General features: G+C 73.9%; 13 protein-coding genes. 3 read left to right on the forward strand and 10 right to left on the reverse strand.

What is annotated here, in order from left to right; all coding sequences use genetic code 11:
* Nucleotides 1-2,761 precede the first annotated feature (2,761 nt).
* Together GD880_RS13940 and GD880_RS13945 are read left to right on the forward strand one after the other, a co-directional pair.
* Nucleotides 2,762-3,799 (forward strand): ParA family protein, encoded by a 1,038-nt coding sequence (locus GD880_RS13940; protein WP_319593266.1) that lies wholly within the window; start codon nucleotides 2,762-2,764, stop codon nucleotides 3,797-3,799.
* The gene (locus GD880_RS13945; protein ID WP_152232223.1) at nucleotides 3,796-5,232 is read left to right on the forward strand and encodes a ParB/RepB/Spo0J family partition protein; all 1,437 of its coding nucleotides are present in this window, start codon (nucleotides 3,796-3,798) and stop codon (nucleotides 5,230-5,232) included. Before GD880_RS13940 ends, GD880_RS13945 begins: the two co-directional genes overlap by 4 nt.
* A 253-nt stretch (nucleotides 5,233-5,485) precedes the next feature.
* On the opposite strand, the gene GD880_RS13950 is transcribed toward GD880_RS13945, so the two are convergent.
* The 7 genes from GD880_RS13950 to GD880_RS13980 form a co-directional block, all read right to left on the reverse strand.
* Nucleotides 5,486-6,523 carry a D-alanine--D-alanine ligase family protein gene (locus tag GD880_RS13950; protein WP_226909668.1) on the reverse strand — a complete coding sequence of 346 codons (1,038 nt, stop codon included), beginning with the start codon at nucleotides 6,521-6,523 and terminating at the stop codon, nucleotides 5,486-5,488.
* Between the two features lie 12 nt (nucleotides 6,524-6,535).
* Complete coding sequence (locus GD880_RS13955; RefSeq protein ID WP_152232224.1) at nucleotides 6,536-7,894, reverse strand: aminotransferase-like domain-containing protein; 1,359 nt, start codon at nucleotides 7,892-7,894, stop codon at nucleotides 6,536-6,538.
* A 160-nt stretch (nucleotides 7,895-8,054) separates the two neighbouring features.
* A complete protein-coding gene (gene trxA, locus GD880_RS13960; protein ID WP_152232225.1) occupies nucleotides 8,055-8,378 on the reverse strand; it encodes a thioredoxin in 324 nt (107 codons plus the stop codon).
* Between the two features lie 50 nt (nucleotides 8,379-8,428).
* Nucleotides 8,429-9,439 carry a thioredoxin-disulfide reductase gene (gene trxB / locus GD880_RS13965; protein ID WP_152232226.1) on the reverse strand — a complete coding sequence of 337 codons (1,011 nt, stop codon included), beginning with the start codon at nucleotides 9,437-9,439 and terminating at the stop codon, nucleotides 8,429-8,431.
* Nucleotides 9,440-9,605: 166 nt separating this feature from the next.
* Nucleotides 9,606-13,670, reverse strand: a complete 4,065-nt coding sequence (murJ, locus tag GD880_RS21050; protein WP_152232227.1) for a murein biosynthesis integral membrane protein MurJ — start codon at nucleotides 13,668-13,670, stop codon at nucleotides 9,606-9,608.
* 2 nt (nucleotides 13,671-13,672) lie between these two features.
* Nucleotides 13,673-15,931, reverse strand: a complete 2,259-nt coding sequence (locus GD880_RS13975) for a DUF6049 family protein (RefSeq protein WP_152232228.1) — start codon at nucleotides 15,929-15,931, stop codon at nucleotides 13,673-13,675.
* A complete protein-coding gene (locus GD880_RS13980; RefSeq protein ID WP_152232229.1) occupies nucleotides 15,928-16,452 on the reverse strand; it encodes an NUDIX hydrolase in 525 nt (174 codons plus the stop codon). Before GD880_RS13980 ends, GD880_RS13975 begins: the two co-directional genes overlap by 4 nt.
* 72 nt (nucleotides 16,453-16,524) lie before the next feature.
* Here GD880_RS13980 and GD880_RS13985 point away from each other — a divergent pair, with 72 nt between their 5' ends.
* A complete protein-coding gene (locus GD880_RS13985) occupies nucleotides 16,525-17,988 on the forward strand; it encodes a CCA tRNA nucleotidyltransferase (RefSeq protein ID WP_226909670.1) in 1,464 nt (487 codons plus the stop codon).
* Nucleotides 17,989-17,998: 10 nt separating this feature from the next.
* Here GD880_RS13985 and GD880_RS13990 read toward each other — a convergent pair whose 3' ends face one another.
* From GD880_RS13990 to GD880_RS13995, 3 genes are all read right to left on the reverse strand, one after another.
* Nucleotides 17,999-19,312, reverse strand: coding sequence for an MFS transporter (locus GD880_RS13990; RefSeq protein WP_152232231.1), 1,314 nt, complete (start codon nucleotides 19,310-19,312; stop codon nucleotides 17,999-18,001).
* Nucleotides 19,313-19,536: 224 nt separating this feature from the next.
* Entirely contained in the window at nucleotides 19,537-19,713 is a 177-nt protein-coding gene (locus GD880_RS20410; RefSeq protein WP_193314514.1) for a hypothetical protein, read from the reverse strand.
* Nucleotides 19,710-20,696 carry a hypothetical protein gene (locus tag GD880_RS13995; RefSeq protein WP_152232232.1) on the reverse strand — a complete coding sequence of 329 codons (987 nt, stop codon included), beginning with the start codon at nucleotides 20,694-20,696 and terminating at the stop codon, nucleotides 19,710-19,712. Before GD880_RS13995 ends, GD880_RS20410 begins: the two co-directional genes overlap by 4 nt.
* Nucleotides 20,697-20,719: the final 23 nt, after the last annotated feature.

Here is a 20,719-nt window from a genome sequence, read left to right on the forward strand (position 1 = left end):
GCCCACGACCCACAAGCGAGGTTCGCCGTGCAGCCGGTCGCGGTACCGGAAGCCGGTTGATGGAACGGCGCGATGACTCACTGCCGCGTGCTTGCACAACTGGGAGTCGCTGCGTCACGGCAACCCGCCGGAACGGGCAGCTCTCCTATTGAGGAGGCGAATCGAGGTGGCGAACCTCTGAGCGCTGGCTGTACCGACCGCCCGGTGAGGGGCTGCGACGTGGCTCCCCGTAGAAGAGTTGCGCTGGTTTCACGTGAAACGGATACGCACAGTCCTGCGTCGCCACCGCGGGTGAGCACTGCAGATCCCGTTGGCGTGGGGCCCGGATCACCTTCGTCCGCGAGCCTCTCCTCGTACGCACGTCTTACAGGACGTAGCCGGCGTGATCTACCGCGTCCGGCGGCGCTCGGTGGCCGGACGAGCGAGCACCGCCGTCGCCGGGGTCGTAAGGCGGGTCGGGGGCGTGTGGCGCCGATACCTGGCCCGCCGTTCCGGCCAGGCAGCGGGGAAGGGGCCACGTGAAACGCCGGTGCGTTTCCTCGCCCGGCGTGGCGGCTGGGCGCCGCCGCCTGGCACGGGAAGGCGCCTGTAAGCAGCGGGGTTCGGCTGCCGGGTCGGAGCTCCCGCGCGTCAGGCCGCACCGCCGACGATCGCACTCGTGAATTCGATGCTGTGGACTTATGGGAGTTTCGTCATTCGCGATCGGTGGTTCCACGTGAAACAGCGCTGGCTGTGGTTTCACGTGGAACGAGTTGCCAGCGGCGTCGACCACCTGCATACGGCACGGCACCCTCACCGCCGCTTGGCACACCGACGGGGACGGTACGGATGAGGGGCGCCTCGATCCGGGCGCTTGCGGGAGGAACGCGCATATGTGGCGCCGCATAGTCCACTCGATGGCGAGGCCGCCGCATAGTCCACTCGATGGCGAGACTGCGCCGGTTGCGGGGGCGCGCCACGTACAGAGGCTCCTCGCGCGAAGTGGCCTCATCGCGCAGGTTCTAAGTGGATGTGAGCGCGACGGTAGAGAGGCCTGCCGTCGCTGCAGGGGTGTTGGTTCTGCGGCCTTGCGGTCTAACGCAGGGGGCGAGGGCCCTGTTCTTGCGATGTTGCGTCTGGCGCAGGATGACGTCGTCACGCACAGGCCGCCGCCCGCGTCTGCCCCGTTTCACGTGGAACGGTCGGGCCGGCCCCGCCTCCCAGTACCCAGGCCGCCGCTCCTGCCATCCGCACTTGTGCTGTGCCGACGGCGGACTACCGGATAGCTCGTTCCCGTGCAGCAACGGACGCTCGGGTGGGAACTGGCCCCGATTCATAGGGCTGACATCGGGCGCATGCGGAGGGCGACCATCCGTACTCGGGGAGTGGGGGCGCCCTAGCCCAGCTCGGACGTACCGAGTGCGCCCGTGCACGCGGATGTCGTTGGACTCCACACAAGGCCGCCGACATGGCGTCTAGGACTTCGACGACATCCGGTCCGCGGTCGCCGGCCGTACCCTCCGCAACTTGGCCGGGGCGGCGCGGCGACACCGAGGCGTGGGCGCACTCGGAGCGCCCGGGTGCCGGAGAACTGCTCCAGCGCCGCTGTCCCCATTCCTCTCTCGCAGCACCGGCGATGGGCGTGCGAGGTTTCACGTGGAACCGTGGGTCCACCCGGGGATTCGGGCCGGCGGGCGTGCGAAGCGGCGGGATGGTGTGGCCCCTGGGTCCGGCGCCGCACGGGAGGTCCGTGTGGACCGCTGATCGGTGCAGTCGACACGAGAAGGAGCGCGGTCGGGCTCAGACGTCTTCAGCGCCCCGCTGCCGCGACCGGGGAATGTGGGGACCTCATCGCCAGCGACGGCCGGGACGGATGGCTTTAGCGGCTCGCGGCTTCCCAGACGGCGACCCCCGTGTACCTGCTGGCGGGCCCCTCCGTGCCAGGTTTCACGTGAAACCGTGCCACAGGCCGTGTTCTGATCGAGGTGTCATCGAGGGGCGCCGAACGCCCCGCGGGGACATGCATTGGGGCCGGGGTCCATAGCCCCAAACCGGCTTTCCGGTAGCCGGGTAGCGGGATACCCGGGTGGTGGGAGGAACAGGCTGACTGGTGGCGGGATCGACCTTGGCGCGCGGGCCCGCTGGATGCCGGGCGGGATACACGACGGTCCACGTCGCCCGGCGGGTGCCGCGAGGCCGGGCTGGTCGGCGGACGGAGTCCAATGCCCGCCCGGGAGTCGCGGAATGAACCCTGCTGAAGAGGCGTGCTGGAGACGCTGCGGCGTTTCACGTGAAACTGCCTGATACGTACAGACGGGACGTTCCTCTCGACCTCTTTGCTCGTCCAACGTCCAGCGGGGTATGCCGACACCGGGAGATCGCACCGGACCGGGGGGCTCAAGTGGCTGCGTGGCGATACGTCCTCTGGCCGCCGAGCACGTGCCCGGCCCTCTCAAGGATGCCGGCCGCTCCCCGTCGCATGCCATGCCAGCTCGGCCGCAGACCGCGTTTCACGTGAAACTCGTCGCTCATACCGGGGGCCCGGGCGGCTAGGCGGCGCAGTAACGCACGTCAGAGCGGTAGCGGCGCGAAAGAGGAGTGGCTCATACGTCCAGTCGGACGAGGGGCGGGCCGCGGGCGTAACAGTTTCTGGAGACGATTGCTGAGCGCGCCGCGATGGCGTGTTTCACGTGAAACCCGACTCGCCCACAGGCGTTCAAGAGCAACGCGGAGACGCCACTACCATTGGAACCAGGCCAGTTCATCGAACGAAGGGGACGCCGTGCCGCCGCAGGACAAGAATGCCCTAGCACAGGGCATCATTGCAGGTCAGAAGGCGACCGGCCCCGACGACGCGCGGAGAGCGGCATTGTTGAGGAGCGTTCCGGAGGTCGACGAAAGCACCCCCCTCGCCGCACAGCTCGCGGAGGACGCCCGACGGCGCATCCGCCTCCAGGGGGCGCGGTTCGCAAAGCCGGCGACCACCCGCATCTTCACCATTGCGAACCAGAAGGGCGGCGTGGGAAAGACCACGACGACCGTGAACGTCGCGGCGGCCCTCGCTCACGGCGGTCTGAACGTGCTCGTGATCGACAACGACCCTCAGGGCAATGCCTCGACAGCACTTGGGATCGATCACCATGCCGGCGTCGCTTCCACCTACGACGTGATCATCGAAGGCACGCCCATCGCGGACGTGGTTCAGGAATGCGAGGCGGTCCCCGGCCTGCTCGTCGTGCCGGCCACCATCGACCTTTCGGGCGCCGAGATCGAGCTCGTCTCGAAGGTTGCGCGGGAGAACCGCTTGCGCAACGCCGTCGAGGCCTACCTGAGCTGGCGGGCCGACGAGGGCCACGAGCGGCTCGACTACATCCTGATCGACTGCCCCCCGAGCCTCGGTCTGCTCACCATCAACGCCTTCGTGGCGGCCCGCGAGGTCATGATCCCGATCCAGTGTGAGTACTACGCGCTGGAAGGTCTCAGCCAGCTGCTGAGCAACATCGAACTCATCCGGGGCCACCTCAACCCGGATCTGCACGTGTCGACCATCCTGCTCACGATGTTCGACAGGCGCACCAACCTCGCCCGCGAAGTCGCGGACGAGGTCCGGGAGCACTTCCCCACTGAGACCCTCGAGGCCACCATCCCCCGTTCGGTGCGGATCTCCGAGGCGCCCAGTTACGGGCAGACCGTGCTGACCTACGATCCGGGTTCCAGCGGCGCGCTGGCCTACTTGGAGGCGGCCCAGCAGGTGGCGGGGCGCGCCGACGCGAACACCACCACGACGACCCCGGCCGCGGCCGAGGAGGAGACGCGATGAGCGAGAAGCGGCGCGGACTGGGCCGGGGCATCGGCGCCCTGATCCCCAGCGGCCCGGCCCCGGCACCGACGACGTCGCGGCCGGCCGACATGTTCTTCCAGCCCTCGTCGGTCACCCCGTCGTCCGGCGACGAGGCGCCGGGTCCCGACGAGCAGGACCGGCCCGCGGGCAAGCGGTCGACGAGCCAGGCCCGCGCCGCCGCCGAGGCGCTCATGCAGCCCAGCAAGGCGGCCAAGTCCCGGTCGGCGAGCGCCTCGCGCAAGAGCAAGGCCAAGCCCAGCACCGGCCGGAGCACCAAGACCGCCGACAGCGAGCCCACGGCGCCCCCGGCCGCCGTCGCCACGCCGGCGTCGCCCACCGCCCGACCGGTCGGCGAGCGCCCGGCGTCGCCCCAAGACGGACCCGGCGAGGCGGCGACCGCCGACCCGACCTCGGTCACCGACCCGTCCGACACGCCGGCGAACCCCGCGCCGGCGGTCGCTCCCGCCGCGAATCCCCTCCCGGCCGAGTCCGACGCGCCGGACCCGGCCGCGGAGCCGAAGGACGACGAAGCGGATGACGGCGGCCTGGTGCCGGTCCCGGGTGCGTCCTTCGCGGAGCTGCCGCTCAACGCGATCGTCCCGAACACTCGCCAGCCGCGGCAGGTGTTCGACGAGGAGGACCTCGACGAGCTGGCCGCGTCCATCCGCGAGGTGGGGGTGCTCCAGCCGGTGGTCGTCCGGCCGCTCACCGCGCCCGTGGACGATGCCCCTGAGGCGCGGTACGAGCTCATCATGGGCGAGCGGCGCTGGCGGGCGTCGGCCCAGGCGGGCAATGAGACCGTCCCGGCCGTCATCCGGGACACCAGCGACGGCGACCTCTTGCGGGACGCCCTGCTCGAGAACCTGCACCGTGCGGACCTCAACCCACTCGAAGAGGCGGCGGCCTACCAGCAGCTCCTCGAGGACTTCGGCTGCACGCACGACGAGCTGGCGACCCGCATCGCCCGCTCCCGACCGCAGATCTCCAACACGCTGCGCCTGCTCAAGCTGCCCCCGCTCGTGCAGCGTCGGGTGGCAGCCGGCGTGCTCTCAGCCGGGCACGCCCGCGCCCTGCTCGGGCTGTCCGACGGAGCCGCCATGGAGCGTCTCGCGCAGCGCATCGTCGCCGAGGGCTTGAGCGTGCGGGCCACCGAGGAGATCGTCGCCCTCGGGGACGAGCCGGTCGCCCCGGAGATGCGCCGCCGGCCCCGCACGGGCGCCCACACCGAGGTGCTCAACTCTGTGGCGGCGCGGCTGGCGGATCGGTTCGACACCCGCGTGAAGGTCAACCTGGGTCAGCGCAAGGGTCGCATCGCGATCGAGTTCGCCACCATGGAGGACCTCAACCGCATCCTCGACGTTCTCGCCCCCGGCGACGCCCGTCTGCTCCAGGACTCTGGCTCCGACGCCTGACACGGCCCGCACGCGGTCGCCCAGGCACACCCCGGATCAACAGGCCACGGCGACCGCCGGCGCGGCGCAGAGGACGCCTAGTGACGCACACGTGGCCCGGCCCCCTCGGGCAGGGCCACGTGTGGAATGGTCCCACGGCCGCACGGCCGCACGGCCGCGCGGCCGCACGGCCGCACGGCCGCGACGGACGTGATGCCGCGACGCCCGCAAGGCATCGACGGACGTGAGCCCGCGCGGCGGGCCGATCCCGGCGTCAGCCGCGCAGCGCGGCGCGCACGATGTCGACGTACAGGTCGTCCAGCGGGCCGTCTGCCTGGGCCGCCTGCGGGAACAGCGACGTCTCGGTCATCCCCGGCGCCACGTTGATGTCCAGGAACCACGCGGTGCCGGCGTCCTCGAGGATCATGTCCGTGCGCGAGAGGTGGCGCAGTCCCAGGGTGCGGTGCACGGCGACCGCGAGGTCCCCCACCGTGCGGGTCTGTGCCTCGTCGAGCCGGGCGGGCACGAAGTACTCGCTGCGGCCGGGGTTGTACCGGGCGTCGTAGTCGTAGGGGCCGTCGGTGACGATCTCCACGGCGGGCAGCGCCCGCGGGCCGTCGCCGAGGTCCACCACCGAGACGGCCACCTCGGTGCCGTCCACGCGGCGCTCGATGAGCGCCTCGTCGCCGTAGGCGAAGCAGGCCACCATCGCGCCGGGCAGCTGACTCGCCTCGCTGACCACGGTGACCCCGAGGGCCGACCCGCCGCCTGCGGGCTTGACGACCAGGGGCAGGCCCAGGCGGTCCTCGACCGCGCGGAGCACCGACTGCGCCCCGACCTCCCGGAACAGCGACTGCGGCAGCGCGGCGTAGTCGGGCGTGGGCAGCCCGGCCGCCCGCAGCACCGCCTTGGCCACCGGCTTGCGCGAGGCGAGCCGGCAGCCGGCGGCGGCCGTGCCCACGAAGGGCAGCCCCAGCAGCGCGAGGAGGTCCTGCAGCGACCCGTCCTCCCCCGTGGACCCGTGCACCAGCGGCCAGACCACGTCCGGGCGCAGCCGCTCGAGCGCGGGCAGCAGGTCGGCGTCGACGTCGAGCACCTCGACATGCAACCCCTGGTCGCGCAGCGCGGCGGCGACGCGCCGGCCCGAGCGCAGGGAGACATCCCGCTCGTGCGACAGGCCACCGGCCAGGATGGCGACTCTGACGCCGTCGGCGGCACCCTCCCCAGAAGTGGGGCCCTCCGTGCTGGGGTCGGGTCGGGACTCCTCGCCCGTCCCCATGTTCTCCGGCACGGCCTCGCTCTGCTCCGTCATCGCGTTCCTTCCTCAGACCTGGTCGGGGGACGGGATCTCCACCGCGTCGCCGCGGCGGGCGGTGGGTGGGGTCCCGAACATGGTCACGAGCTCGGCCTCGGCCCGCACGACCGTGGACAGGCGCCGCACGCCCTCCCGGATGCGCTCGGGGGTGGGGTAGCAGAACGACAGGCGCATGTGGTCGTGGCCCTGGCCGTCGGCGTAGAAGGCGGTCCCGGAGACGTACGCGACGAGGTTGGTCACCGCCCGCGGCAGCATCGCCTGGGCGTCGAGCCCCTCCGGCAGGGTCACCCAGGTGTAGAAGCCGCCGTCGGGCACCGTCCAGCGGGCCTCGGGCAGGTACTCGGCCAGCGCGCCGAGCATGGCGTCGCGCCGCTCGCGGTACATCTGCCGGTACTCCTTGACCTGCCCGTACCAGTCGAAGTTGGCCAGGTAGGTTGCGACGGAGAGCTGGCCCATCATCGTGGGGGAGAGGATGGCCGACTCGCTCGCCAGCACGAGCTTCTCGCGCACCGCGTGCGGGGCGGCCGCCCAGCCCACCCGATAGCCCGGGGCGAAGGTCTTGGAGAAGGACCCGAGGTAGACCACGCCGTCCGGGTCGTAGCTCTTGAGCGCGGGCAGCGGGTCGGCGTCGAAGCCGAGCAGGCCGTAGGGGTTGTCCTCGAGGATGAGCACGTGGTGGCGCCGGCACACCTCGACCACCTGCGGGCGGCGCTCGAGCGCCATGCTGACGCCCGCGGGGTTGTGGAAGTTCGGCACGGTGTAGAGGAACTTCACCCGCCGCCCGGCGCGCTCGAGCTCGGTGAGCGTGCGCTCGAGCTCGTCGGGGATCAGCCCGTGGTCGTCCATGGGCACGTGGACCACGTCGGCCTGGTAGGCCCGGAAGACGCCCAGCGCCCCGACGTAGCTCGGCGCCTCCGCGACGACGACGTCGCCGGGGTTGATGAAGATCTCGGTGACGAGGTCCAGGGCCTGCTGGGAGCCGGTGGTGACGACCACGTCGTCGGGGTGCGCGGCGACGTGGTCGTAGCGCATGACCTCGACGATCTGCTCGCGCAGCTCCTCCTCGCCCTGCCCGCCGCCGTACTGCAGCGCCTTGGTGCCGCGCTCGCGCAGCAGCTTGGCCGTCATCTCGGCGAGGTGCTCGAGCGGGAGGCCGTCGATGTTCGGCATGCCGCCGGCCAGCGAGACCACCTCGGGCCGGTTGGCGACGGCGAACAGGGACCGCACCTCCGAGGCCCGCATCCCGTGGGCCCGGTCGGCGTAGCTGGAGAACCACGGGTCCAGCCGGGTGCCGGCCTGGGCGGCAGCAGCCGCGGCGCCCCGCCGGCTGTGCTCGCCCTGGCCTGACTGCGCACCCGGAGTGCTCATGGTTCGTTCTCCCTCGATCTGGCGGCCGCGCCTGCCGCGACCGATCCCTGCAGTCTGCCACTGCGCGCTCGTGGCACGTGGTGACACGTCGCGGTGCGGAACGCCGGGACGCCGGCGCCCCCGCCGGCCGAGGGCCGACGGGGGCGTGACGGACGGGCGATCAGCCGAGGAACTCGCTGATCTCGTCGACGAAGGCCTTCTTCGGGCGCCCGCCCACGACGGACTTCACCAGCTCGCCGCCGGAGTAGACGTTGAACGTCGGGATCGACACGATCCCGTACTTCGCGGTGGTCTGCGGGTTGGCGTCGGTGTCGAGCTTGACGAACTTCACGTTGCCGTGCGCGGCGGCGACCTCGTCGATGATCGGGGCCATCTGGCGGCAGGGGGCGCACCATTCGGCCCAGAAGTCCACGACGACGGGGACGTCGGACTGCAGGACCTCGGCCTCGAAGGTGGCGTCGGTGACGGCGGGGACGTTGCTCATGGGATCTCCTTTCGAGGGCCGGCGGCCCGGAGGTGCGGTGGAGTCGCCGCTCAGGCGAGGACGGCGCCCTCGGGGGTCTGGGAGGCGTCGGGGGCCGGCTGACCGGCCTCGTCGAGGTGGGCCAGGTAGCGCTCGGCGTCGAGGGCCGCCGAGCAGCCGGTGCCGGCGGCGGTGATGGCCTGGCGGTAGATGTGGTCCACCGCGTCGCCGCAGGCGAACACCCCGGGGATGTTGGTGGCGGTGGTGGGGTGGGTGACCGTGATGTAGCCGGCCTCGTCGAGGTCGACCTGTCCGGCGAGGATCTCGGTGCGCGGGCGGTGGCCGATGGCGACGAAGACGCCGGTGGCGTCGAGCTCGCGCTGCTCGCCGGTGACCGTGTCGCGCAGGGTCACGCTGCTGACCTTGTTCTCGCCGTGGATGGCCACGACCTCGGAGTTCCAGGCGAACTCGATCTTCTCGTTCGCCATGGCCCGCGCGGCCATGATCTTGCTGGCGCGCAGCTCGTCGCGACGGTGCACGACGGTGACCTTGTCCGCGAAGCGAGTGAGGAAGGTGGCCTCCTCCATCGCCGAGTCGCCGCCGCCGACGACGATGATGTGCTGGTTGCGGAAGAAGAACCCGTCGCAGGTCGCGCACCAGGAGACGCCCCGGCCGGACAGGCGCTTCTCCTCGGGCAGGCCGATCTCCTTGTAGGCCGAGCCGTTGGCGAGGATGACCGCGCGGGCGGCGTAGGTGTCGCCGTCGTCGGTCGTCACGGTCTTGGTCTCGCCGGCCAGGTCGACGGCGACGACGTCCTCGTAGCGGACCTCGGCGCCGAACTTCTCGGCCTGCTTGCGCATGTCGTCCATGAGCTCGGGGCCGAGGATGCCCTCGGGGAAGCCGGGGAAGTTCTCCACCTCGGTGGTGTTCATCAGCGCCCCGCCGGCGGTGATCGAGCCGGCGAAGACCAGGGGGCGCAGGTTCGCGCGCGCGGCGTAGACCGCGGCGGTGTACCCGGCGGGGCCGGACCCGACGATGATGACGTCGCGGACCTCGCGCGTCGCGGCTGTCTCCTGGCTCATGGGTGTTCCTCGCTCCGATGGTCGACGTCCTGCACGGCCCGGGGCGCGCACGGCGCGTCCCAGCCGATCCTGCCCCGTACAACAGATCGTACGTGTCCGATGTTCCCGGGCCCGAGCCCCGGTCCGGGCGGCGCCGGCAGCGTCGGGGCGGGGCCGGCCGGCACGATCATCCCAGCCGCACCTCGGCCAGCTCGATGCGATACTTGCCGTCGGACTCGGCGACCGGCAGCTGCGGGAACCACAGCACCAGGCTGGCGGTCTCGACCGGCTTGGAGAAGGTGAACACCGACTGCGGGCCCATCGGCCCCTCGGCGAGCACCTCGCCCTGGGTCGGCGCCTGCGCCGTCGTCGAGCGGATCTGGACCTGCCCGCCGTTGCCGTGCAGGTCGATCTCGACCTTGCTCACCGTCGTGGCCTGCGGGAGCGTGACGACGAGGCCGATGCCGTCCTTCATCCCGTAGGTGGGGCTCTTGTAGGACCGGGAGCGCCAGTACGTGGCCGGGTCGCCGTCCATGGCGAGGAGCGTCAGCTCGGGGTTCTCGGCGCCGTCGCCCTGGGGGTCGACCGGGGCCAGGGACTGGATCACCGGCGCCGGTGCCGGGGTGGTCGGCGTCGGGGACGGCGACGGCGAGGCGGATGGCGTCGCCGAGGGGGTGGGCGAGGCGGTGGCGGTGGTGGGGGCGTCGGTCACGTGCGGCACCGCGACCGGCTTGGCCGGGGCGAAGAACGTCTTGAGCGCGACGACCAGCAGGATGAAGACCAGGGCACCGACGACGGCGAGCACCACCGGTGTGGGGTCGATGCGCCGCTCCTTGAACGGCACCTCGGGGCCGTCGATGTCCGCCGGCGGGGTGTGCTCGGGGAAGAGGTCCTCGTCCGGCGCGGGGCGGCGGTCCTCGGGGGTGCCCAGCACGCTCTTGCCGGCGGCGATGGCGGAGTCCAGGCCCTTGCGGGCGGTGTCGGTCAGCGCCGTCGTCTCCTCGGCCACCCGCTTGGTCCGCGAGGCGACCGAGCTCGCTGCGGTCCGGGCCTTGCCGGAAGCCGCCGTCGCCACGCCGGCGAGCGCGCCGGTCAGCCGCGGGTGGCGCGGCGCGTCGCCGGCCGCGGCGTCCTCGGGGCGCAGGATCGCGGTGAACTCGGGGGCGTCGGTGGACGTCGGGCGGTGCGGGGCCCAGTGCGCCGGCGCCCCGGTCGGGGCGGTGACGACGCCGTCGCCGGGGCTCGCCTCGTGCGCGAGGACGGCGGCGCCGCGGCCCTCCTCCGACGGGGTCGGCGGTGCAGGGGGCTCGTTCGGGTCGGCCGGTGCGGCGGGCGGCTCGGCGGCGGCCGACACCGGGGCCGGGGTCGCCGGCGTGCCCACCGCCTGCTCGGCCCCGGCGGTCGAGGCGCCGGCGGTCGAGGCGCCGGCGGTGGCGGCGGCCACCGGCCCGGCCGGGCCCGCCGGCGGGCCCGGGGGCGGGGCCACGGGCTGGGGCAGGCGGTCGGGGGCGATGTCGGGCCAGGGGGCCAGGTCCACGATGAGCTCGCCGGTGCTGTGCGGGCCGGCGTCCTCGCTCAGGGTGGCCGTGCACAGGCCGTCGAGGTCGACGGGCGTGCCCGGACGCAGCGCGCCGGCCGCCGGCGGGGCGCCCGCGGCGGGGTCGGGCCAGGTGCCGGTGAGGGCGAGGTAGAGGAGGCGGACGAGGTCGACGGCGTCGCGGCGGCTGGTCTCCAGCGGGGACGCCTCGTCGTCCTCGGTGCCCAGCAGCGCGGCGTCGACGCCCAGGCCGGTGAGGAGGACCTCGCCGTCGTCGGTCACGTGCACGCTGGCCGGGACGAGGGCGAGGTGGTGCACGCCGTGGCGGCGGGCGGCCTCCAGCGCGCTGGCCGCCTCGCCGACGACGGCGCAGGCCTGGTCGGCGGGCAGGCCGCCGCGGCGGGCCAGCATGCCCAGGTCGGCCCCGCGCACCGGCTCGGTGACGACGTAGTCGAACTCGTCGGCGTCCTCCACATCGAGGATCCGCAGGAGGCGGTGGTCCTCCACCAGCGCGGCCCGCCGGGCGGCGTCGAGCACGCTGGGGTTGCGCCGGCCGCCGCGCGGCAGGAGCAGCACCTGCACGCGCCGGTCGAGGATCGCGTCGTGGGCGAACCACTCCTCGGCGCCGCCGTGGCTGCGCAGCGGGTTGCCCTCCAGCGTGTAACGGCCCCCCAGGACGTGACCGGTCCCGACATACCCCGTGTCTGCGTCCAGCACCGCGCCCCCCTCGTCCGGTCGCCCGTCCACCACGCCAGAGCGGCTGGCCCCGAGTGTACGCAGCGGCTCCGGGGCGGCGGCGCTCATCGGGGCCATCGGCAGCGGCGTGGCGGACTGCGGGCCCGTCGCCGCGCGGGCGAGGTCGGCCGCCGGGACCGCGGCGCCGGGGGCCGGGGCGCCGCCCCCGCCGCCCGGACCGGGCCCCGGACCCGAGCCGCCTTCCGGACCCGATCCGCCCCGACCGGGCCCGCCCGGGCCCGATCCGTCGCCGCGCGGCCCGGTGCCCGGGCCGCCGGCCACGGCCGTGCCGAGGCGCACCAGCAGCCGGCCGACCGGGCCGGGCACCCGGCGGCCCACCGCCGCGCCCATCCGGCCCACCGGCCGCGTGATCGTGGCGAGCTCGTCCACCCGCAGCGCCCGCAGCAGCGCCACGTACACGGCGAGCATCACCACGCCGACCACCACCGTGCGCCACAGCGCCCCGGCCACGCCCAGGTCGGGCGAGCTCGTGCCCAGCAGGTGCAGCAGCCCCCAGCCGAGCAGCGTGGCCGGGAGGACGGCGAGGAGGAGGCGCAGGTGCGTGCGCAGCACGTGGGCGCCGTCGAGGCTGGGCAGGTGGCGGCGCAGCCCGAGATAGGTCAGGGCGGCGCCGACGATGTTGGACAGCGACATCGCCGCCCCGATGCCCACCACCGTCCACTGCGGCGGGAGCAGCATCGCCGCCGCCGAGCCGACCGTGACGATGCCGACGATGGGCAGCTGCAGCCAGAACAGCTGGCGCGCGTCCTCGAAGGCGTAGTACACGCGCTGGACGACCGTGAAGACGCCCACGCCCACCAGCCCGGTCAGCATCGCCACGAGCACCCGGGCGACGGACTGCGCCTCGGTGTAGGAGACGGTGCCGGTGATGACCCGCACGAGCGGCAGTGCGAGCACCATGAGCCCGCCGGTGGCGAAGACGGTGAACACCCCGACGGTGCGCAGCCCCACGGACAGGTCGGCGCGCACCGAGCCGAGCTCGCGGCCGGCGGCGTTGCCGGCCATGCGGGTGAACAGGGCGGTGACGAGGGAGACGACGACGAGCGAGGTGGGCAGCGAGTAGACGAGGTAGGCGGTGTCGTAGGCGGCGTTGCCGGCGACGTCGAGGGCGCCGCCGCCCAGGTCCGAGGCCCGGGCCGCCGCCCGGGAGATCATCACGGTGCTCACCTGCCCCGCCGCCAGCGCGGCGAAGACCCACATCGCCATGCGGCTGGCCCGCCTCAGGCCCGAGCCGCGCAGGGCGAAGTCGGGCCGGAAGCGGAAGCCCGCGCGCCGCAGCGGCAGCAGGAGCACCAACGCCTGGGACGCCACGCCCAAGGTCGCGGTGCCGGCGAGCAGGAACACCCGCCCGGCGTCCCAGATGCCCGCGTCGGTGGGGTCGGTGACCGAGACGCCGCCGTAGACCAGGAGGTACAGCCCCAGCCCGGCGATCGCGACGACGTTGTTGAGCACCGGCGCCCACATGTACGGCCCGAAGATGCCGCGCGCGTTGAGCACCTGGCCCAGCACCGTGTACATCCCGTAGAAGAACACCTGCGGGATGCACCAGTAGCCGAAGGCGACGGCCACGTCGTACCACTGCGGCGCCAGGGTGTTGGCGAAGATGCTCACCAGCACCGGCGCGCCGGCCGTGAGCAGCGCCGTCAGGCCGCCAAGCCCGACGACGGCGAGGGTGATGAGCCGGTTGACGTAGGCCTGCCCGCCGTCGTCGTGCTCGCGGATGGCCCGGACGATCTGCGGGACGAGGACGGCGTTGAGCACCCCGCCCGCGATGAGCATGTAGATGATGTTCGGCAGCTTGTTGGCCACGAAGAACGCGTTGGCGGCGCCGTAGTTGATGCCGATGGCCGCGCCGATGAGCAGCGGGCTGCGCACCACGCCGAGGAGCCGGGAGACCAGGGTGCCGGCGAACATCACCGCCGAGGAGCCGGCGACGCTGCGGGAGCGGGGCTGGGCCATGCTCACACCCCCGGGTCGGGCACCGGGGTGCCCGGGTCCATGCGGGGGCCGCGGCGCACCGTGCGCACCAGCCCCGCGACGAGCAGGACGACGAGGAGGCCGGCGACCACCGCCGTGCCCACGTTCTCCCAGTCCGCGCGCACCCGCACCGCCAGCTCGGCGGGCTCGCCCACCGGGTGGCCGGCGGGTGTGGTCAGCTTGATGCGCACCGGCAGGTTGCCGCTGCCGACGGCGCGCACCGGCACCTGGGCGGTGGCCTGGGAGTGCGCCGGGACGGTCAGCGGGACGCCCTCGCGGGCCTGCAGACGCGGGTCGTTGGGGTCGAGCTCGACCCGCACGGTGACGTCGACGCCGAGGTCGTTGCGCACGTGGACGGGGACGTTCGCCGAGGAGTTGATGAGGTTGAGGGTGGAGGACGGCATGGCCGCCACGGCGGTGCCCAGCCCGGCGACGTCGCGTCGCACCTGGCGGATCAGCCCGTCGCGCCCGGCCGGGTCCGCCCGCCAGGCCGCCGAGAGCACCGGTGCCAGGGCGTCGTCGACCGGGACGAGGAACGCCGCCGGGTCCGCGGTGGCGGTGGCGAAGGCGGCCGCCTCGTCCCGCGCCGCCCGCATGCGGGCCAGGTCCACGGCGCCCAGCTCCGCGGTTGAGACCTCCTCGTGGGGCAGCGGGCTGCGCCGCAGCGTCGAGGAGTCCAGGGCGAGGAGCTGGTCGAGGGTGGTCGGCCGCACCCACGGGGCGCTGGTCAGCGCCCCCAGCGTCCGACCGAGCGTGGCCGCGTCGCCCGTGAAGTCCCGGCCCAGCGCCAGCACGAGGGCGCGCGGGTCGCTCGGGCGTTCGCGGGCCACCACCGCGGTCTCGGCGAGCAGGAGCTGGCGGACGGTGAGGTCGTCCAGCGGGGCGGGGTCGGCCGCGGCGGCGGTGCGCGGCAGCAGCCGGCCGGCGAGGACGGCGGAGGCCCGCTCGTCCACGAGCACGGCGGGCAGGTCGGTGCCGTCGTCCATCGGGATGTCGGTGCGCGCCGACGGAGTGTAGGTGAGCTCGCCGGCCGGGGTCATGGCGCCGGCCGGCAGGACGACGGCGGAGGCGCCAGTGGCGGCGGCCAGCTCGGCGGTCTGCGCGTCCGGAACCCCCGCGGGCCAGGTGATGTCCGTGCGGGCCTGCACCCCGGCGTCGCGGAGAGCGGCAGTCGAGCGGGCGAGCGCCTGATCGAGGAGGTCCTCGCGGCCGGTGTGGGCGAGGGCGGCGACGTCGGCGTCGGCCCAGGGCAGGGCGGTGACCTCGCGGTCCCGGGTGCCCGCGGAGGCCGCGACCGCCGCCCGCAGGTCGCTGACCGCCTGGTCGGGCGGCTCCGCCTGCTCGCCCGTCGCGTCGGGGGCCTCCGAGCCCGCCGGGGGCTCGGAGGCGCCGATCCCCGGGGACGCAGCGGCCAGGAGCATGGGGTCGACGAACGTCGTCACCCCGGGCCGGTCGAGCGCCTTGAGCAGGGGACCGACGCGGGCCTCGGAGGCGGCGGCCAGCGAGCCGTCGCCCTCGGCGCGGGCGCGTTCGGCGGCGGTGGCCGTCACCGGGGCGAGGATGCCCACCGGGGTGGGCTGCACCTCGACGTCGGGGTACCAGAGCATGAAGGACCGGTCGGTGGCCTCGACCGGGTCGCCGGCGACGTCGTCGAGGGCCACCTCGATGCCGCGCGGGCCCCAGGAGGTGTCGGTCAGCGGCAGGTCGGCGGCGGGGACCTCGAAGCTGAACGTGGTGCTCGCGCCGGCCGGGAGCCGCTCCGGCAGGTCCTCGCGGGCGACGACGACCGTGGAGAACACCGAGTCCGGCTCCAGCCACCGCTGCAGGGTGGTGCGCGAGATCGGGGTGGAGCGCTGGACGCGGAGGCGCAGCGTGGGGGCGGTGAGGTCCTCGGTCGTCCCGTTGGCCACCGTGCCGCTGACCGTCAGGGTCTGGTTCGGGCGCAGCACGGCGGGGGCGATGTCGGTGACGTCGACCGTGAGCTCGCCGGGGGTGGTCGTGTGGGCGGCCGGGGCGGCGCCCGTGGTCGTGCCGGCGCCCGCCGTGGTGGCCTCGTCGGCCCGCGCGGTCGGGGGGTCCGTCGCCGACGTGCCCGCGGTGGCGGCCTCGCGCGCATGCGGGGCGGCGTCCGGCGCAGCGGTCGGCGTGCCCGCGGCGTGCGCCGTCGCGGCCGGGCCGGCGAAGGCGGCCAGCGCCGCCGCCAGCGTGGCCACCGGGCGCGCCCACGCCCGCGCCCACCTCATGCGCGACCGGCCAGCACGTCCCGCGCGGTGGCGACCACGCGACGCTCGTTCGGGTAGGCCAGCCGCGAGGCCACCTCGTCCAGCCCCACCCAGGCCACGTCCTCGGCCTCGTGGTCGGGGTCGTTCTCGGTGGTCAGCTCCCCGCCGGTGGCCTCGAGCAGGAAGTGGTGCACCACCTTGTGCACCCGCCGGTCGGTGCCGGCGAACCAGTAGTCGATGGTGGCGAGGTGGCGCAGGATGCGCCCGTTGATGCCCGTCTCCTCGGCGATCTCGCGGACCGCGGCCTCCTCGGGGGTCTCCTGCCCCTCGAGGTGGCCCTTGGGCAGGCACCACTCCAGCCGGCCGGCCCGGTTGCGCCGCGCGATGACGGCGGTGACCGCCCGGCCGTCGACGACGTCGACCACCAGACCCCCCGCGGAGGTCTCGTCCACCACCGGCAGGGCGCTGCCGCGGGCATTCGCCGGCCGCACCCGGGGTGGCCGCGGCACCCGGGGGCGCGGCACAGGGAATACGGCAGGCATGTGGCCACTGTAATGATCCGGGCACGACACCGGCGTGTGGGCTGCGCCGGAGCGGCGTGGCACGCTTGGTCGGTGCCCAGCCCCGACCGCTCCGCGACCACCGACACCCTCGCCGACCTCCAGCGCCGGGCCCAGGCCTCGCTGGCGAGCCTGCCCCCGGAGGTCACCGAGCTGGGGCACGTCTTCGCCGGCGCCGGGCACGAGCTGGCGCTGGTCGGCGGGCCGGTGCGGGACGCCTTTCTCGGTGAGGTTTCCCACGACCTCGACTTCACCACCTCCGCCCGTCCGGACGAGACCGAGCGGCTGCTGAGCCGGTGGGCCGACGCCCACTGGGACATCGGCAAGGAGTACGGGACCATCGGCGCCCGCAAGGGGGACGTCGTCGTCGAGGTGACCACCTATCGCACCGAGGCCTACGAGGTCGGCTCGCGCAAGCCCGCCGTCAGCTACGGCGACACCCTCGAGGGGGACCTCACCCGCCGCGACTTCACCGTCAACGCCATGGCGGTGCGGCTGCCCTCCCTCGAGCTGGTCGACCCCACCGGCGGCATGCGCGACCTCGGCGACCACCTCCTGCGCACCCCGGTCACCGCCACCCAGTCTTTCGACGACGACCCGCTCCGCATCATGCGGGCCGCCCGGTTCACCGCCCAGCTCGGCTTCGACGTCGACCCCGACGTCATGCGCGCGATGACGGACATGGCCGGCCGGCTGGAGATCGTCTCCGCCGAGCGGGTCCGGGCGGAGCTGGAGCGGTTGCTGCTCTCGCGTTCGCCCCGGCGCGGGCTCGAGCTCATGGTCTACACCGGGGTGGCCGACGTCGTCCTGCCCGAGCTGGCGCAGCTGCAGCAGACGGTCGACGAGCACAAGCGGCACAAGGACGTGTACGAGCACACCCTCACCGTGCTCGACCAGGCCATCGCCATGGAGACCGGGCCGGACGGGCCGGTGCCCGGCCCGGACCTCGTGCTGCGGCTGGCGGCGGTCATGCACGACGTCGGCAAGCCGGCCACCCGCCGGTTCGAGCCGGGCGGCGGGGTGAGCTTCCACCACCACGAGCTCGTCGGCGCCAAGCTCACCGCCCGGCGGCTCAAGGCGCTGCGGTTCGACAAGCAGACGATCAAGGACGTCAGCCGCCTGGTCGAGCTGCACCTGCGCTTCCACGGCTACGGCGACGGCGTGTGGACCGACTCGGCGGTGCGGCGCTACGTCACCGACGCCGGCCCGCTGCTCGAGCGGCTGCACCGCCTCACTCGCGCCGACTGCACCACCCGCAACCAGCGCAAGGCGATGCGCCTGGCGGCCGCCTACGACGACCTCGAGGAACGGATCGTCCGGCTCAAGGAGCACGAGCAGCTCAAGGCCATCCGTCCCGAGCTCGACGGCCGGCAGATTATGACGATCCTCGGCATCCCGGCCGGGCCGGTGGTGGGCGAGGCCTACGCGTTCCTGCTCGACCTGCGCATGGAGCGCGGGCCGCTGGGCGAGGACGCCGCCCGCGAGGCGCTGCTGGCCTGGTGGGCCGCCCGGGACTGAGCCGAGCCCCTCAGGGCAGCTCCGTGCCCGGCACCGGGACGGGCCGGTCGTGCACCCGGGCGGTGCCGGCGCGGTAGGCCGCCGCCACCGCCACGTACACGAGCGTGAGGGCGGCGAACACGCCCCGTGACCAGCCGGTGTCCGGCAGCACCGCGGCGGCCAGCGCGGCGGCCCCGACGAACGCCGCGTTGTAGAGGACGTCGTAGAGGGCGAAGGCGCGGCCGCGGTAGGCGTCGTCGGTGTCACGCTGGACGATGGTGTCTACCGCGATCTTCGCGCCCTGCACCCCCAGGCCCATGAGCACCGCCGCGACCATGATGGCCGCACGCTGCGCGGAGAGGGCCAGCAGCGCCTGGCTCACCCCGGCGATGCCCAGGCACACCACGATCCAGGCCGAGGGTCGCATCCGCTCGTGCGCGATCGGCGTGAGGACGATCGCCAGCCCGTTGCCCGCGAAGGAGACGCCGGTCAGCAGCGCGAAGGTCTTCAGCCCGGCGGAGGCGTCCGCCGGGTTCGACAGCAGGTTGCGCGACATCAGCAGCAGGGCGATGAAGTTGACGCCGTAGAGGAACCGGTGGGACGCCATGACCCCCAGCGCCATGCCGGGGGTGCGCCGGGTCACGAGGTAGCGGGCGCCGTCGACCATGTCCCCGGCCGTGGCCCGCACGTCGCGCCACAGCCGGCCCGGGCCGGAGCGGTGCGCCGGCCCGAGCTGGTCGCGCCCGAGGCGCAGCGCCAGCAGGGAGGCGGCGCCGAAGAGCACGGCCGCGGTGGCGAGCACCAGGCCGTCCTTGCCCGGCCCGGCGGGGACGAGGAGGTTGATGAGGAACCCCAGCGCCCCACCGACGACGGCGGAGACCGCACCCAGGGTGGGCGTGAGGGTGTTGGCCATGAGCAGCAGGTCCGCCGGCACCACCCGGGGCAGGCCGGCGGAGAGCGCGGAGAGCAGGAACCGGTTGACGCCCAGGGTGACCAGGGCGAGCACGTAGACCGGCACGCCGACGCCCGTCGTGGCCATGAGGACCGCGAGCACGAGCCCGAGCACCACCCGCAGCGCGTTCCCGAGGAGGAGCACCTGTCGGCGGCGCCATCGGTCCAGCAGCGGCCCGGCGAAGGGGCCCACCACCGTGAAGGGCAGGAGCAGCACCGCGAACGCTGCGGCGACGCTGGCCGCCGTCGCCATGTTCTGCGGGTTGAAGAAGAACAAGGTGGCCAGGCCCACCTGGAACATCCCGTCGCCGCACTGGGAGACCAGGCGGACCGCGAACAGCTTACGGAAGTCGCGGTGGACGGCGACCGTGCGCAGGTCGGACAGGACGCTCATCGGCAGGCGGCGGGGATCGGCACCGATGCAGGCTATCCGACGGCGTGCCGGTCGCCGCCGTGGGCTGGCGACGTGCGCTCGCGCAGCACCCCGGCGCGCGCAAGCTCCGCTACCGGCTCGGGCGCCGCGGAGCGCGGCGCCCGGCGGTGTGGGCGGAGGGGCCCGGACCGGCCGCAGTTTTGGGGGCCTGGCGGCCGGCCCGGGCGTTCGTGGGGCCCTACGGCCTACGCACGGGTCTCGCCGCACCTCGTGCACGCGCTGAGCGTGAGGCTGCTGAACCCGATGCGCTCCTCGTGCCAGTGGTGGCCGAGCACGTAGCACCGCGCGTTGGGCTGCCGGTCGATCAGCGGCACCGCCGTCGACGACATGCCCGTCTCTGTCTCCTGCTCGGTCGCGCTCACGGCGCCGCCGCCATCTGCTGGTGCAGGAGCGCGCCGCCACCCGCCAGGAGCAGCAGCACGCCGAGCACCGCCACCCACCACGGCTCGAAGCCGGTGGCGGCCAGGTGGGCCGTGTCGGCGCCTGCTGGAACGCCGGTGCCTGCCGCGACGAGCCCGGCCGAACCGAGCGGCGTCGTGATTTGCTCGCCGAGCGGGGCTGCACCGCCGGCGCCCGCGGTGGCCGCGGCGTCATCGGTGGCCGCCGAGCGCCCACCGGTGATGGCGGCGTCGCCGAGGACCCCGGCGGCGACACCCCGGATGGTGACCGGTGCCTGGACGGGGGCGGCGACGGTGGCGCCGTCGAGGGCCCCGGCGAGGGGCGGGTCCGCCGTCGTGGTGTCGGTGGTGGTGATCTGCGAGGTGGTTGCCGGGCTGGTCGGTGCCGACCCCGTGGCGGCGTCGCCCAGGACACCGACGGCCGAGCCACCGATGGTGACCGGTGCCTGGACGGGTGCGGCGACGGTGGCGCTGTCGAGGACCCCGGCGAGGACCCGGGCGGCGTCGCCATCGTTGGCGGCATCGGTGTCGTTGATCGTGGCGGTCGTGCTGGTCGCGTTCTGGGAGGGGCCGCCGGTGGCGGTGGCGTCTCCGAGGACCCCGGCGGCGACACCCCCGATGGTGACCGGTGCCTGGACGGGTGCGGCGACGGTGGCGCCGTCGTCGAGTACTCCGGCGAGGGCCGGGTCCGCCGTCGTGCTGTCGGTGGTGGTGATCTGCGAGGTGGTTGCCGGGCTGGTCGGGGCCGACCCCGTGGCGGCGTCGCCGAGGACGCCGACGGCGATGCCGTCGACCGACACGGGCGCCTGGACCGGGGCGACGACGGTCACGCCGTCGCTCGCGGTCGAGGTGCTCGCGCCGTCCGCCTGGGCCGTTGCGGCACCGACGATCACGAGCCCGCCGGTCATGAGCGCCGTCTCCAACGCTCGCCGAATGACGATGTGCATGGCTGATCTCCTGACGTGGGTAG

It is taken from the genome of Georgenia ruanii (assembly GCF_009193175.1).
GTDB classification, from domain to species: Bacteria; Actinomycetota; Actinomycetes; order Actinomycetales; family Actinomycetaceae; genus Georgenia; species Georgenia ruanii.

Excerpts from the sequence above, each read along its gene's own strand:
- GD880_RS13945 (WP_152232223.1), top strand. The coding sequence starts at position 3,796 with ATGAGCGAGAAGCGGCGCGGACTGGGCCGGGGCATCGGCGCCCTGATC.
- GD880_RS13950 (WP_226909668.1), bottom strand. The coding sequence starts at position 6,523 with ATGACGGAGCAGAGCGAGGCCGTGCCGGAGAACATGGGGACGGGCGAG.
- GD880_RS13955 (WP_152232224.1), bottom strand. The coding sequence starts at position 7,894 with ATGAGCACTCCGGGTGCGCAGTCAGGCCAGGGCGAGCACAGCCGGCGG.
- trxA (WP_152232225.1), bottom strand. The coding sequence starts at position 8,378 with ATGAGCAACGTCCCCGCCGTCACCGACGCCACCTTCGAGGCCGAGGTC.
- trxB (WP_152232226.1), bottom strand. The coding sequence starts at position 9,439 with ATGAGCCAGGAGACAGCCGCGACGCGCGAGGTCCGCGACGTCATCATC.
- murJ (WP_152232227.1), bottom strand. The coding sequence starts at position 13,670 with ATGGCCCAGCCCCGCTCCCGCAGCGTCGCCGGCTCCTCGGCGGTGATG.
- GD880_RS13975 (WP_152232228.1), bottom strand. The coding sequence starts at position 15,931 with ATGAGGTGGGCGCGGGCGTGGGCGCGCCCGGTGGCCACGCTGGCGGCG.
- GD880_RS13980 (WP_152232229.1), bottom strand. The coding sequence starts at position 16,452 with ATGCCTGCCGTATTCCCTGTGCCGCGCCCCCGGGTGCCGCGGCCACCC.
- GD880_RS13990 (WP_152232231.1), bottom strand. The coding sequence starts at position 19,312 with ATGAGCGTCCTGTCCGACCTGCGCACGGTCGCCGTCCACCGCGACTTC.
- GD880_RS13995 (WP_152232232.1), bottom strand. The coding sequence starts at position 20,696 with ATGCACATCGTCATTCGGCGAGCGTTGGAGACGGCGCTCATGACCGGC.